The sequence below is a fragment of the Pseudomonas sp. CHM02 genome (assembly GCF_000612585.1).
Taxonomy (GTDB): Bacteria; Pseudomonadota; Gammaproteobacteria; order Pseudomonadales; family Pseudomonadaceae; genus Aquipseudomonas.
The window spans coordinates 1-13,470 of the sequence record NZ_JFCA01000049.1; the positions used below are offsets into that span (position 1 = coordinate 1).

At 58.5% G+C, this 13,470-nt stretch carries 10 protein-coding genes; 9 read left to right on the forward strand and 1 reads right to left on the reverse strand.

Features of this window, described 5'->3' with window-relative positions:
• The first annotated feature begins 230 nt into the window (after positions 1 to 230).
• Together BM70_RS0124795 and BM70_RS0124800 are read left to right on the forward strand one after the other, a co-directional pair.
• Positions 231 to 542, forward strand: coding sequence for a DUF485 domain-containing protein (locus BM70_RS0124795; RefSeq protein ID WP_016972153.1), 312 nt, complete (start codon positions 231 to 233; stop codon positions 540 to 542).
• Entirely contained in the window at positions 539 to 2,197 is a 1,659-nt protein-coding gene (locus BM70_RS0124800; RefSeq protein ID WP_025858534.1) for a cation acetate symporter, read from the forward strand. The genes BM70_RS0124795 and BM70_RS0124800 overlap by 4 nt, the downstream gene beginning before the upstream one ends.
• A gap of 312 nt (positions 2,198 to 2,509) precedes the next feature.
• Here BM70_RS0124800 and gltA read toward each other — a convergent pair whose 3' ends face one another.
• Positions 2,510 to 3,799: a citrate synthase gene (gene gltA, locus BM70_RS0124805; RefSeq protein WP_003172803.1), complete on the reverse strand. Its 1,290-nt coding sequence runs from the start codon at positions 3,797 to 3,799 to the stop codon at positions 2,510 to 2,512.
• Between the two features lie 364 nt (positions 3,800 to 4,163).
• On the opposite strand from gltA, the gene sdhC reads away from it, so the two are divergent.
• The 7 genes from sdhC to lpdA all read left to right on the forward strand — a co-directional run bounded on the left by sdhC (position 4,164) and on the right by lpdA (position 13,297).
• Positions 4,164 to 4,538 carry a succinate dehydrogenase, cytochrome b556 subunit gene (gene sdhC / locus BM70_RS0124810; RefSeq protein WP_003190005.1) on the forward strand — a complete coding sequence of 125 codons (375 nt, stop codon included), beginning with the start codon at positions 4,164 to 4,166 and terminating at the stop codon, positions 4,536 to 4,538.
• Positions 4,532 to 4,900, forward strand: a complete 369-nt coding sequence (gene sdhD / locus BM70_RS0124815) for a succinate dehydrogenase, hydrophobic membrane anchor protein (RefSeq protein WP_003172805.1) — start codon at positions 4,532 to 4,534, stop codon at positions 4,898 to 4,900. Before sdhC ends, sdhD begins: the two co-directional genes overlap by 7 nt.
• Positions 4,901 to 4,903: 3 nt before the next feature.
• Positions 4,904 to 6,676: a succinate dehydrogenase flavoprotein subunit gene (gene sdhA, locus BM70_RS0124820; protein WP_016979563.1), complete on the forward strand. Its 1,773-nt coding sequence runs from the start codon at positions 4,904 to 4,906 to the stop codon at positions 6,674 to 6,676.
• Positions 6,677 to 6,687: 11 nt separating this feature from the next.
• Positions 6,688 to 7,392 (forward strand): succinate dehydrogenase iron-sulfur subunit, encoded by a 705-nt coding sequence (locus BM70_RS0124825; RefSeq protein WP_003172807.1) that lies wholly within the window; start codon positions 6,688 to 6,690, stop codon positions 7,390 to 7,392.
• 262 nt (positions 7,393 to 7,654) lie between these two features.
• Positions 7,655 to 10,486: a 2-oxoglutarate dehydrogenase E1 component gene (locus tag BM70_RS0124830; RefSeq protein WP_025858535.1), complete on the forward strand. Its 2,832-nt coding sequence runs from the start codon at positions 7,655 to 7,657 to the stop codon at positions 10,484 to 10,486.
• A 44-nt stretch (positions 10,487 to 10,530) separates the two neighbouring features.
• The gene (gene odhB / locus BM70_RS0124835) at positions 10,531 to 11,754 is read left to right on the forward strand and encodes a 2-oxoglutarate dehydrogenase complex dihydrolipoyllysine-residue succinyltransferase (RefSeq protein ID WP_025858536.1); all 1,224 of its coding nucleotides are present in this window, start codon (positions 10,531 to 10,533) and stop codon (positions 11,752 to 11,754) included.
• A gap of 106 nt (positions 11,755 to 11,860) precedes the next feature.
• On the forward strand, positions 11,861 to 13,297 hold the full coding sequence (gene lpdA, locus BM70_RS0124840) for a dihydrolipoyl dehydrogenase (RefSeq protein ID WP_025858537.1): 1,437 nt from the start codon (positions 11,861 to 11,863) through the stop codon (positions 13,295 to 13,297).
• Positions 13,298 to 13,470 lie beyond the last annotated feature (173 nt).

Consider the following 13,470-nt stretch of genomic DNA (forward strand, 5'->3'; position numbering starts at 1 on the left):
CGCGAAAGCAGTGTGTCAGTCGATGCATAAGTCGACTGAACCACCGCATTCGCGGGCAAGCCCGCTCCCACATTTTTGTCTGTATTCAGGCTGTTGTTTATTTGTTGGCCGCAAAACTTGCGAAGTGGCGATCTCCATCTACTACTAAGGTCGTCTGGAACCTCTACGGCAGCCGCATACAGTGGATACGTTCCAAAATAATAAAAAGCTGTGCTGCGAGGATAAAAACAATGAACGACAGCATTTACCTCTCGATTCAAAACAGCCCGCGTTTCAAGGAGCTGGTGAGAAAAAGGGAACGGTTCGCCTGGATTCTCTCGGCGATCATGCTAGGGCTTTACTCCGCTTTCATCCTGTTGATCGCCTACGGGCCACAAGTGCTGGGGGCCAAGCTCAGCCCCGGTTCGTCGATTACCTGGGGCATTCCCCTGGGCGTCGGGCTGATTGTGTCCGCCTTCATCCTGACCGGCATCTACGTGCGCCGCGCCAATGGCGAGTTTGACGACCTGAACAATGCGATTCTCAAGGAGGCTGCGCAATGATCCGGCGTCTACTGGCAGTATTCGGTGCTTCGCTTTTTGCCCCCGCCGTTTGGGCGGCGGATGCATTGACCGGTGAAGTGCACAAGCAACCGCTGAACATCTCGGCGATCGTGATGTTCGTCGCGTTTGTCGGTGCGACCTTGTGCATTACCTACTGGGCTTCCAAACGCAACAAGTCGGCGGCCGACTACTATGCGGCCGGCGGCAAGATCACCGGGTTCCAGAACGGCCTGGCGATTGCTGGTGACTACATGTCGGCGGCGTCCTTCCTGGGGATTTCCGCGCTGGTATTCACCTCCGGTTATGACGGCCTGATCTACTCGATCGGCTTCCTGGTGGGCTGGCCGATCATTCTGTTCCTGATCGCCGAGCGTCTGCGTAACCTGGGCAAGTACACCTTTGCCGACGTGGCGTCCTACCGCCTCGGGCAAACCCAGATCCGCAGCCTGTCGGCCTGTGGCTCGCTGGTGGTGGTGGCGTTCTACCTGATCGCGCAGATGGTGGGCGCGGGCAAGTTGATCCAACTGCTGTTCGGCCTGGATTACCACGTAGCGGTGATCCTGGTGGGTATCCTGATGTGCCTGTACGTGCTGTTCGGCGGCATGCTGGCGACTACCTGGGTGCAGATCATCAAGGCAGTGCTGCTGCTGTCCGGTGCCTCGTTCATGGCGCTGATGGTGATGAAGCACGTCAACTTCGACTTCAACACGCTGTTCTCCGAGGCGATCAAGGTTCACCCTAAAGGTGAGGCGATCATGAGCCCCGGCGGCCTGGTGAAAGACCCGATCTCGGCATTCTCCCTGGGCCTGGCACTGATGTTCGGTACCGCCGGCCTGCCGCACATCCTGATGCGCTTCTTCACCGTAAGCGACGCCAAGGAAGCGCGTAAGAGCGTGCTGTATGCCACTGGCTTCATCGGTTACTTCTATATCCTGACCTTTATCATCGGCTTCGGCGCGATCCTGCTGGTCAGCACCAACCCGGCGTTCAAGGATGCGGCAGGCGCCTTGCTGGGCGGCAACAACATGGCGGCGGTGCACCTGGCCAACGCGGTGGGTGGCAGTATTTTCCTGGGCTTCATCTCGGCCGTGGCCTTTGCCACCATCCTGGCAGTGGTTGCCGGTTTGACCCTCGCGGGTGCTTCGGCGGTGTCCCATGACCTGTACGCCAGCGTGATCAAGAAGGGCAAGGCCAACGAGAAGGATGAGATTCGCGTGTCGAAGATCACCACCATTGCGCTGGCAGTGCTGGCTATCGGCCTGGGTATCCTGTTCGAAAGTCAGAACATCGCGTTCATGGTCGGCCTGGCGTTCTCGATTGCCGCCAGCTGTAACTTCCCGGTACTGCTGCTTTCCATGTACTGGAAAAACCTCACCACCCGTGGCGCGATGATTGGCGGCTGGCTGGGCCTGGTCAGTGCCGTTGGCCTGATGATCCTTGGCCCGACCATCTGGGTCTCGATCCTGCACCATGAAAAAGCCATCTTCCCTTATGAGTACCCGGCGCTGTTCTCGATGATCATTGCGTTCATCGGCATCTGGTTCTTCTCCATCACCGACAAATCGGCGGCGGCAGAGAAAGAGCGTGCGCTGTACTTCCCGCAGTTTGTGCGTTCGCAGACTGGCCTGGGGGCGAGTGGGGCGGTTAATCACTGATCGCGGTAACCGTTACAAAAAAAATGCCCCGGTCGTGAGATCGGGGCATTTTTTTGCTTTTATTGGTAACGGATACGACAAAACTGTTTCTCAAATCCTGCACCAATAAAAGTGCTCGTCACCGATGGTTGATACGCCGCCCACTGTAGGAGCCGGCTTGCCGGCGATGGCGTCCTTGAAGCCTTGCGCTGGTCTTGGGGGCCTCATCGCTGGCAAGCCAGCTCCTGCAGAGGGTGTGGTGTTTTTGGGGAGGCAGAAACAAATAAGGCCTCCAGAGGAGGCCTTATTCAGTGCAGCTAAGCGGTTGAATGCTTACTTGCGATCTTCCAGCTTGGTGATGTCACGCGACTCGTAGCCGGTGTACAGCTGGCGCGGGCGGCCAATCTTGTACGGGCTGGAGAGCATTTCTTTCCAGTGGGAGATCCAGCCCACGGTCCGCGCCAGGGCGAAGATCACGGTGAACATGCTGGTTGGAATGCCGATCGCCTTGAGGATGATCCCCGAGTAGAAGTCGACGTTCGGGTACAGCGAGCGTTCGATGAAGTACGGGTCGGTCAGGGCGATCTCTTCCAGGCGCATGGCCAGTTCGAGTTGCGGATCGTTCTTGATGCCCAGTTCCTTCAGCACTTCGTCGCAGGTCTGCTTCATGACGGTGGCGCGTGGATCGCGGTTCTTGTAGACCCGGTGACCGAAGCCCATCAACTTGAACGGATCGTTCTTGTCCTTGGCCTTGGCGATGAACTTGTCGATGTTCGAGACATCGCCGATTTCATCGAGCATGGTCAATACGGCTTCGTTCGCACCGCCGTGGGCGGGGCCCCACAGTGCGGCGATACCGGCGGCGATACAGGCGAACGGGTTGGCACCCGAAGAGCCTGCCAGGCGTACGGTAGAGGTGGAGGCGTTCTGTTCGTGGTCGGCGTGGAGGATGAAGATCCGATCCATCGCCTTGGCCAGCACCGGGCTGATCGGTTTGATCTCGCACGGCGTGTTGAACATCATGTGCAGGAAGTTTTCCGCGTACGTCAGGTCGTTGCGCGGGTACATCATGGGTTGGCCCATGGAGTACTTGTAAACCATTGCGGCCAGGGTCGGCATCTTGGCAACCAGGCGGATCGCGGAAATTTCGCGATGCTGCGGGTTATTGATGTCGAGGGAGTCGTGATAGAAGGCCGACAGGGCGCCGACCACGCCGCACATGACGGCCATCGGGTGGGCGTCGCGACGGAAGCCGTTGAAGAAGGTCTTCAACTGCTCGTGAACCATGGTGTGGTTCTTCACGGTGCTGACGAACTGGGCCTTCTGCTCGGCTGTTGGCAGTTCGCCATTTAGCAGCAGGTAGCAGGTTTCCAGGTAGTCCGATTTTTCTGCCAGTTGCTCGATCGGGTAGCCCCGGTGAAGCAAAATGCCATTATCGCCATCGATATAGGTGATCTTCGACTCGCAAGAGGCGGTCGACATGAAGCCTGGGTCGAATGTGAAACGGCCCGTGGCCGTCAGGCCCCGTACGTCGATAACATCGGGACCAACGGTGCCGGTTAAAATGGGCAGCTCGACGGGGGCTGCGCCCTCGATGATCAACTGCGCTTTTTTGTCAGCCATGTGGCCTCCTATTTATGCTTCAAATCATCAGACAGACCCCCCACGCAGGGCCCGCACCACTATAGTGAGATAAATTCAGATGTCAATTTGCCTAAAGTCTTGCTCCAGAAGGCTTTAACCGTACTTTTTCCTCGAAATTGACTGCCATTTACGCCTTTTATTCTCCCAGCGCAATCCGCTATTAGGGTGAGGAGTGCGCGTTGTCATTAGTAACCTAACTGTCTATACTCGGCCACCGACCGCCAAGGGCTTTTGGGCTTGCTTTCATTGGGGGTCGCACTCCCTGGGTGGTGCTTACCTGACCAGTGCACTCCCCAACAACTTTGCCCTGATTGTTAGGGGCTCTTCAGTGTGAAAAAAAGCCGTGAATAGCCAACGACCTGTAAACCTAGACCTAAGGACCATCAAACTCCCCATCACCGGCGTTACGTCGTTCCTGCACCGTGTTTCCGGCATCATCCTGTTCCTGGGCTTGGGCATCATGCTTTATGCATTGAGCAAATCCCTGGGTTCCGAGGAAGGATACGCCGAGGTGAAGGCATGCTTGACCAGCCCGCTGGCCAAGTTCGTAGCATGGGGCCTCCTGTCCTCTCTTCTGTATCACCTGGTAGCCGGTGTGCGCCACTTGATCATGGACATGGGCATCGGTGAGACGCTGGAAGGCGGCCGCCTGGGCTCGAAAATCATCATCGCCATTTCCGTGGTGCTGATCGTTCTGGCAGGAGTTTGGATATGGTAACCAGCGTTACGAATCTGTCGCGTTCGGGCCTCTATGACTGGATGGCACAGCGTGTGTCTGCGGTCGTTCTCGCGGCTTATTTCATTTTCCTGATCGGATACCTCGTCGCAAACCCGGGCATTGGCTATGAGCAATGGCACGGCCTGTTTTCCCACAATGCGATGCGAATCTTCAGTCTGCTGGCCCTTGTTGCCCTGGGCGCACACGCCTGGGTTGGCATGTGGACCATCGCGACCGACTACCTGACGCCGATGGCGCTGGGCAAGTCCGCGACTGCAGTACGTTTCCTCTTCCAGGCAGTATGCGGCGTCGCGATGTTCGCTTACTTCGTCTGGGGTGTGCAGATTCTTTGGGGTATCTGATTCATGGCTAACATTCCAACTATTTCATTCGACGCCATCATTATTGGTGGCGGCGGTGCTGGCATGCGCGCTGCACTGCAGCTGGCCCAGGGCGGTCACAAGACTGCCGTGATCACCAAGGTGTTCCCGACCCGTTCCCACACCGTATCGGCCCAGGGTGGCATCACCTGCGCCATCGCGTCTGCCGACCCGAACGATGACTGGCGCTGGCACATGTACGATACCGTCAAGGGTTCCGACTACATCGGTGACCAGGACGCTATCGAATACATGTGTCAGGAAGGCCCGGCCGCGGTGTTCGAGCTGGACCACATGGGTCTGCCGTTCTCCCGTACCGAGCAAGGCCGTATCTACCAGCGTCCATTCGGCGGTCAGTCGAAGGACTACGGCAAAGGCGGGCAGGCTGCCCGTACCTGCGCCGCTTCCGACCGTACCGGTCACGCGCTGCTGCACACCCTTTACCAAGGCAACCTGAAAGCCGGTACCACGTTCCTGAACGAGTACTACGCGGTCGATCTGGTGAAGAACGCACAAGGCGAGTTCGTCGGTGTGATCGCCATCTGCATCGAAACCGGTGAAACCACCTACATCCGCGCCAAGGCTACCGTGCTGGCGACTGGCGGTGCAGGTCGTATCTACGCGTCGACCACCAACGCCCTGATCAACACCGGTGACGGCGTCGGCATGGCACTGCGTGCTGGCGTGCCGGTACAAGACATCGAAATGTGGCAGTTCCACCCGACCGGTATCGCCGGCGCCGGTGTACTGGTTACCGAAGGCTGCCGTGGTGAAGGTGGTTACCTGATCAACAAGCACGGCGAGCGTTTCATGGAGCGTTATGCTCCAAACGCGAAAGACCTTGCTGGTCGTGACGTTGTGGCCCGTTCGATGGTTAAAGAAATCATCGCCGGCAACGGCTGTGGCCCAAATGGCGACCACGTACTGCTGAAGCTCGATCACCTGGGCGAAGAAGTCCTGCACAGCCGCCTGCCAGGTATCTGCGAGCTGTCCAAGACCTTTGCTCACGTTGACCCGGTGGTTGCTCCGGTTCCGGTTGTTCCAACTTGCCACTACATGATGGGCGGCGTGCCGACCAACATTCATGGCCAGGCGATCACCCAGAACGCTGAAGGCCAGGATGAAATCATCCACGGTCTGTTCGCCGTAGGCGAAGTGGCTTGCGTATCGGTTCACGGTGCCAACCGCCTGGGCGGCAACTCGCTGCTCGACCTGGTGGTATTCGGTCGTGCTGCCGGCCTGCACCTGGAAAAGGCGCTGACCGACGGTATCGAATACGACGACGCTACCGACGCCAACATCGAGGCCGCCCTGGCGCGCCTGAACGCTCTGAACGAGCGCACCGATGGCGAAGACGTGGCTACCCTGCGTCGCGAGCTGCAAAGCTGCATGCAGAACTACTTCGGTGTGTTCCGTACCGGCGAATACATGCAGAAGGGTATCGCCCAGCTGGCTGACCTGCGCAAGCGCATCGCCAACGTCAAGATCAACGATAAGAGCCAGGCGTTCAACACCGCTCGTATCGAAGCCCTTGAGCTGCAAAACCTGCTGGAAGTGGCCGAGGCGACCGCAATCGCTGCCGAGGTTCGTAAAGAGTCCCGTGGTGCTCACGCCCGTGAAGACTTTGAAGATCGCGACGACGAAAACTGGCTGTGCCACACCCTGTACTTCCCGGGTGACAAGCGCGTGACCAAGCGTGCCGTGAACTTCTCGCCGAAGACGGTTCCGACGTTTGAACCGAAGATTCGGACTTACTAAGGGTGGCTGCCATGTTGAAAGTCAGTGTTTACCGCTACAACCCTGATCAGGACGCTGCGCCGTTCATGCAGGAATTCCAGGTCGATACCGGTGGTAAAGACCTGATGGTGCTGGACGTATTGGCACTGATCAAAGAGCAGGACGAAGGTTTCTCCTATCGTCGCTCTTGCCGTGAAGGTGTGTGCGGTTCCGACGGCATGAACATCAACGGCAAAAACGGCCTGGCGTGCATCACGCCGCTGTCCGCCGTCGTTAAAGGCAACAAGCTGATCGTTCGTCCTCTGCCAGGTTTGCCGGTTATCCGTGACCTGGTCGTCGATATGAGCATCTTCTACAAGCAATACGAGAAAGTTAAGCCGTTCCTGCAGAACGACACGCCGGCTCCGGCCATCGAGCGTCTGCAGTCCCCGGAAGAGCGCGAGAAGCTCGACGGTCTGTACGAGTGCATCCTGTGCGCTTGCTGCTCGACTTCGTGCCCGTCCTTCTGGTGGAACCCGGACAAGTTCCTGGGTCCAGCTGCCCTGCTGCAGGCGTATCGCTTCCTGGCAGACAGCCGTGATACCAAGACGTCCGAGCGTCTGGCTTCGCTGGATGACCCGTTCAGCGTATTCCGCTGCCGCGGGATCATGAACTGCGTCAACGTATGTCCCAAAGGCCTGAACCCGACTAAGGCCATTGGTCACATCCGTAACATGCTGCTGCAAAGCGGCGTGTAACTGACGTTGTAGTAAAAGCAGGACCGTTGTGCCCGTAAATGCTACGGCGCAGGCTTCAACCGGCGCCGTAGTTTTAACTTGAGCAGCGACTTACAAAGCCGCGGCTCTTATTTTGAAGAAATGAGACAAGCAGGGGCATTCGGGTTGGTACCCGAACTATCAGCGTGATCCTAAGTGGCTTGTTTTGGTCGCTGCACTTGGCCTTTTGCAAGCAAACTCGGTGTTTTCGCCGGTGGTGTCCCCAAATCGAGGGTGACCAAGCATGCAAGAAAGCGTGATGCAGCGCATGTGGAACAGCGGCTATCTTTCAGGTGGTAACGCTGCCTATGTGGAAGAGCTTTATGAGCTCTACCTGCACGACCCTAACGCTGTGCCAGAAGAATGGCGCACCAAATTTCAGACGTTGTCTTCAGACGGCAACGCTGCCACCGATGTATCGCACGCAACAATTCGCGATCAGTTTGTGCTGCTGGCAAAGAACCAGCGCCGCGCCCAGCCGGTTTCCGCCGGAAGCGTGAGCAGTGAGCACGAGAAGAAGCAAGTTGAAGTATTGCGACTGATCCAGGCCTACCGGATGCGTGGCCACCAGGCGGCCCAGCTTGACCCGCTGGGGCTCTGGCAGCGTCCTGCACCTGCTGACCTGTCGATCAATCATTACGGCTTGACCAATGCCGATCTTGATACGACCTTCCGTGCCGGCGACCTGTTCATCGGCAAAGAGGAAGCGAGCCTACGCGAAATTCACGAAGCGTTGCAGCAGACATATTGCCGCACCATTGGCGCTGAGTTCACGCACATCACCGATTCCGAGCAACGCCACTGGTTCCAGCATCGCCTGGAAGGCGTGCGTGGTCGTCCGGTGCTGTCCGCCGACGTACGCAGCCACCTGCTCGAGCGCGTCACCGCTGCCGAAGGCCTGGAAAAATACCTGGGCACCAAATACCCGGGCACCAAGCGTTTCGGCCTGGAAGGCGGCGAAAGCCTGATCCCGATGCTCGACGAGCTGATCCAGCGTTCCGGTTCCTACGGCACCAAGGAAATCGTGATCGGCATGGCCCACCGTGGTCGCCTGAACGTGTTGGTCAACACCTTCGGCAAGAACCCGCGTGAGCTGTTCGACGAGTTCGAAGGCAAGAAGAAGGTCGAGCTGGGTTCCGGTGACGTTAAATACCACCAGGGCTTCTCGTCCAACGTAATGACCACCGGCGGTGAAGTTCACCTGGCCATGGCCTTCAACCCATCCCACCTGGAAATCGTTTCTCCAGTGGTCGAGGGTTCGGTACGTGCTCGCCAGGATCGTCGCAACGACACCACCGGTGAGAAGGTCCTGCCGATTTCCATCCACGGCGACGCGGCATTCGCCGGTCAGGGCGTGGTCCTGGAAACCTTCCAGATGTCGCAGACTCGCGGCTTCAAGACGGGCGGTACCGTTCACATCGTCATCAACAACCAGGTCGGCTTCACCATCAGCAACCCGCTGGATGCGCGCTCCACCGAGTACGCCACCGACGTTGCCAAGATGATCCAGGCGCCGATCCTCCATGTGAATGGCGATGATCCGGAAGCCGTGCTGTTCGTGACCCAACTGGCTGTCGACTACCGCATGCAGTTCAAGCGTGACGTGGTGATCGACCTGGTTTGCTACCGCCGTCGCGGTCACAACGAAGCGGACGAACCAAGCGGCACCCAGCCGTTGATGTACCAGCAGATCACCAAGCAGCGCACCACCCGTGAGCTGTACGCCGAAAGCCTGACCAAGGCCGGCGTGGTTGACGATGCGCGTGTTCAGGCGAAAGTCGATGAATACCGCAACGCGCTGGACAATGGTCTGCATGTAGTAAAAAGCCTGGTCAAAGAGCCGAACAAAGAGTTGTTCGTTGACTGGCGTCCGTACCTGGGCCACGCCTGGACTGCGCGCCACGACACCTCGTTCGACCTGAAGACCTTGCAGGAACTGTCCGCCAAGCTGCTGGAAATTCCGGAAGGCTTCGTGGTGCAGCGCCAGGTTGCGAAGATCTACGAAGACCGTCAGAAGATGCAAGCCGGCGGCCTGCCGATCAACTGGGGTTACGCTGAAACCATGGCGTACGCGACCCTGGCGTTCGAAGGTCACCCGATCCGCATGACCGGCCAGGACATCGGCCGTGGTACGTTCTCGCACCGTCACGCGGTTCTGCACAACCAGAAAGACGCAAGCACCTACGTTCCGCTGAAGCACCTGTACGAAGGCCAGCCACGTTTCGACCTGTACGATTCGTTCCTGTCCGAAGAGGCCGTACTGGCGTTCGAATACGGTTACTCGACCACCACGCCGAACGCGCTGGTGATCTGGGAAGCCCAGTTCGGCGACTTCGCCAACGGTGCCCAAGTGGTTATCGACCAGTTCATCACCAGCGGCGAGCACAAGTGGGGTCGCCTGTGCGGTCTGACCATGCTGCTGCCACACGGTTATGAAGGTCAGGGTCCTGAGCACTCCTCGGCCCGTCTGGAGCGTTACCTGCAGCTGTGCGCCGAGCACAACATCCAGGTATGCGTGCCGACCACCCCGGCCCAGATCTACCACTTGCTGCGTCGCCAGGTGATCCGTCCGCTGCGCAAGCCGCTGGTAGTGCTGACACCGAAGTCGCTGTTGCGTCATAAATTGGCCATCTCGACCCTGGAAGATCTGGCTGATGGTTCGTTCCAGACCGTTATTCCAGAAATCGACACGCTGGACGCAGCCAAGGTGACCCGCCTGGTGCTGTGCAGCGGCAAGGTCTACTACGACCTGCTGGAAAAACGCCGTGCCGAAGGCCGCGAAGACATCGCCATCGTGCGTATCGAGCAGCTTTACCCGTTCCCGGAAGACGACCTGATGGAGGCCATCGCGCCTTACACCAACCTCACTAACGTGGTGTGGTGCCAGGAAGAACCGATGAACCAGGGCGCGTGGTACAGCAGCCAGCATCACCTGCGTCGCAGCATCGGCAACCACAACAAGGCCCTGGGCCTGGAATATGCCGGCCGTGATGCTTCCGCTGCACCTGCGTGTGGTTATGCGTCGATGCACGCCGAGCAGCAGGAAAAACTGCTGCAAGATGCTTTCACTGTTTAACGCCTTCGCGCTGACTGAAACCGAATTTTAAGGACCCACAGATAATGGCTATCGAAATCAAAGCCCCGTCATTCCCGGAATCGGTTGCCGATGGCACCGTTGCCACCTGGCACAAGAAACCAGGCGACGCTGTAAAGCGTGACGACCTGATCGTCGACATCGAGACCGACAAGGTCGTGCTGGAAGTGTTGGCCGAAGCTGACGGCGTGCTGGGCGCAATCGTTGCCGAAGAAGGCGCTACCGTTCTGTCGAACCAGGTGCTGGGCTCGATCGAAGAGGGCAGCGCTGCTGCTGCCGCTCCAGCCGCCGCTGCACCGGCTGCTGCTCCGGCTCCTGCCGCCGCTCCGGCTGCTGGCGCTGAAGATCCAATCGCTGCACCGGCTGCGCGTCAGCTGGCTGAAGAGAACGGCATCAACCTGGCTTCCATCAAGGGCACCGGCAAAGACGGCCGTGTGACCAAGGAAGACGTGGTTGCCGCGGTTGAAGCCAAGAAAAACGCTCCAGCTGCCGCGCCTGCCAAGGCTGCTGCCCCGGCTGCCGCTGCTCCTGTGTTCGCCGCTGGCGACCGCACCGAGAAGCGCGTGCCGATGACCCGCGTACGTGCCACCGTGGCCAAGCGCCTGGTTGAAGCACAGTCGAACATGGCGATGCTGACCACGTTCAACGAAGTCGACATGACCGAAGTCATGGCCCTGCGTTCGAAGTACAAGGATCTCTTCGAGAAGAGCCATAACGGCGTGCGCCTGGGCTTCATGTCCTTCTTCGTGAAAGCGGCCACCGAAGCGCTGAAACGCTTCCCGGCAGTCAACGCTTCCATCGACGGCGGCGACATCGTTTACCATGGCTACGCAGACATCGGCGTTGCCGTGTCCAGCGACCGTGGCCTGGTGGTTCCAGTACTGCGTAACGCCGAACTGATGAGCCTGGCTGAAATCGAAGGCGGCATCGCCGGCTTCGGCAAGAAAGCCCGTGACGGCAAGCTGACCATCGACGAGATGACCGGCGGTACCTTCACCATCACCAACGGTGGTACCTTCGGTTCGATGATGTCGACCCCGATCGTCAACCCACCACAAGCCGCGATCCTGGGCATGCACAACATCATCCAGCGTCCGATGGCCATCAACGGCCAAGTCGTGATCCGCCCAATGATGTACCTGGCACTGTCTTACGATCACCGCCTGATCGATGGTAAAGAAGCCGTGACTTTCCTGGTGACCATCAAGAACCTGCTGGAAGACCCGGCTCGTCTGCTGCTGGATATTTGATTGAAGCAGCTTCAAGTTGCGAGCTACAAGCTGCAAGTAAACGCAGTTTGGCTTGCAGCTTGAGGCTCCGAGCTTGGCGCTTGAAGCTAATAGAGGATCTATTTTCATGACACAGAAATTTGACGTCGTAGTGATTGGTGCAGGTCCTGGCGGCTACGTTGCCGCCATCAAGGCCGCACAACTGGGCCTCTCGACTGCTTGCATCGAAAAATACACAGACAAGGAAGGCAAACTGGCGCTGGGCGGTACCTGCCTGAACGTTGGTTGCATTCCTTCCAAGGCGCTGCTGGACAGCTCCTGGAAATTCCACGAAGCCCAAGACGGTTTCGCGATCCACGGCATCAACCATGCTGGCGTGACCATGGACGTACCCGCAATGGTCGGCCGTAAAGCCAACATCGTTAAAGGCCTGACTTCCGGCGTTGCCACCTTGTTCAAGGCCAACGGCGTGACTTCCCTGCAAGGCCACGGCAAGCTGCTGTCTGGCAAGAAAGTTGAAATCACCAAGCCGGACGGTTCGGTAGAAGTCATCGAAGCCGAAAACGTGATCCTGGCTCCGGGTTCGCGTCCAATCGACATTCCACCGGCTCCGGTTGACCAGAACGTGATCGTCGATTCGACCGGCGCCCTGGAATTCCAGGCTGTGCCTAAGCGTCTGGGCGTGATCGGCGCTGGCGTGATCGGCCTGGAACTGGGTTCGGTATGGTCCCGCCTGGGTTCCGAAGTCACCGTGCTGGAAGCCCTGGACACGTTCCTGCTGGCTGCCGACACCGCAGTGTCCAAGGAAGCGCTGAAAACCCTGACCAAACAAGGTCTGGATATCAAGCTGGGCGCCCGTGTGACCGGTTCCAAAGTCAACGGCGAAGAAGTTGTCGTGACCTACACCGATAAAGACGGCGAGCAGACCATCACCTTCGACAAGCTGATCGTAGCCGTTGGTCGCCGCCCAGTGACCACCGACCTGCTGGCAGCTGACAGCGGCGTGAACATCGACGAGCGTGGCTTCATCCACGTCGACGATCACTGCGCTACCACCGTGCCTGGCGTGTACGCCATCGGTGACGTGGTTCGCGGCATGATGCTGGCGCACAAGGCTTCCGAAGAAGGCATCATGGTTGTCGAGCGCATCAAGGGCCACAAGACCCAGATGAACTACGACCTGATCCCGTCGGTTATCTACACCCACCCGGAAATTGCATGGGTCGGCAAGAACGAACAGCAGTTGAAAGCTGAAGGCGTTGAAGTTAACGTCGGCACCTTCCCGTTTGCCGCTTCTGGCCGTGCCATGGCAGCCAACGACACCGGTGGTTTTGTCAAAGTCATCGCTGATGCCAAGACTGACCGTGTATTGGGCGTCCACGTGATTGGCCCAAGCGCTGCAGAACTGGTTCAGCAGGGCGCGATCGGTATGGAATTCGGCACCAGTGCCGAGGACCTGGGCATGATGGTCTTCTCCCATCCGACCCTGTCCGAAGCGTTGCACGAAGCAGCGTTGGCAGTGAATGGCGGCGCCATCCACATCGCCAACCGCAAGAAGCGCTAAGCGAGATAATAAGAAACCACGGCGGAGTTGCCCGTCGTGAGCCTTGCGCGCAAGACTCACCGCGGAATATCCGCTGGACGCAGTCTTGCGCAGCTTTACGGGCCTTGAGCCCCGCAAGTTGCGCAAGCAGCAGTCACAGGTGGCGCGGCACTCATAATGAGCGCAGCGCCGAA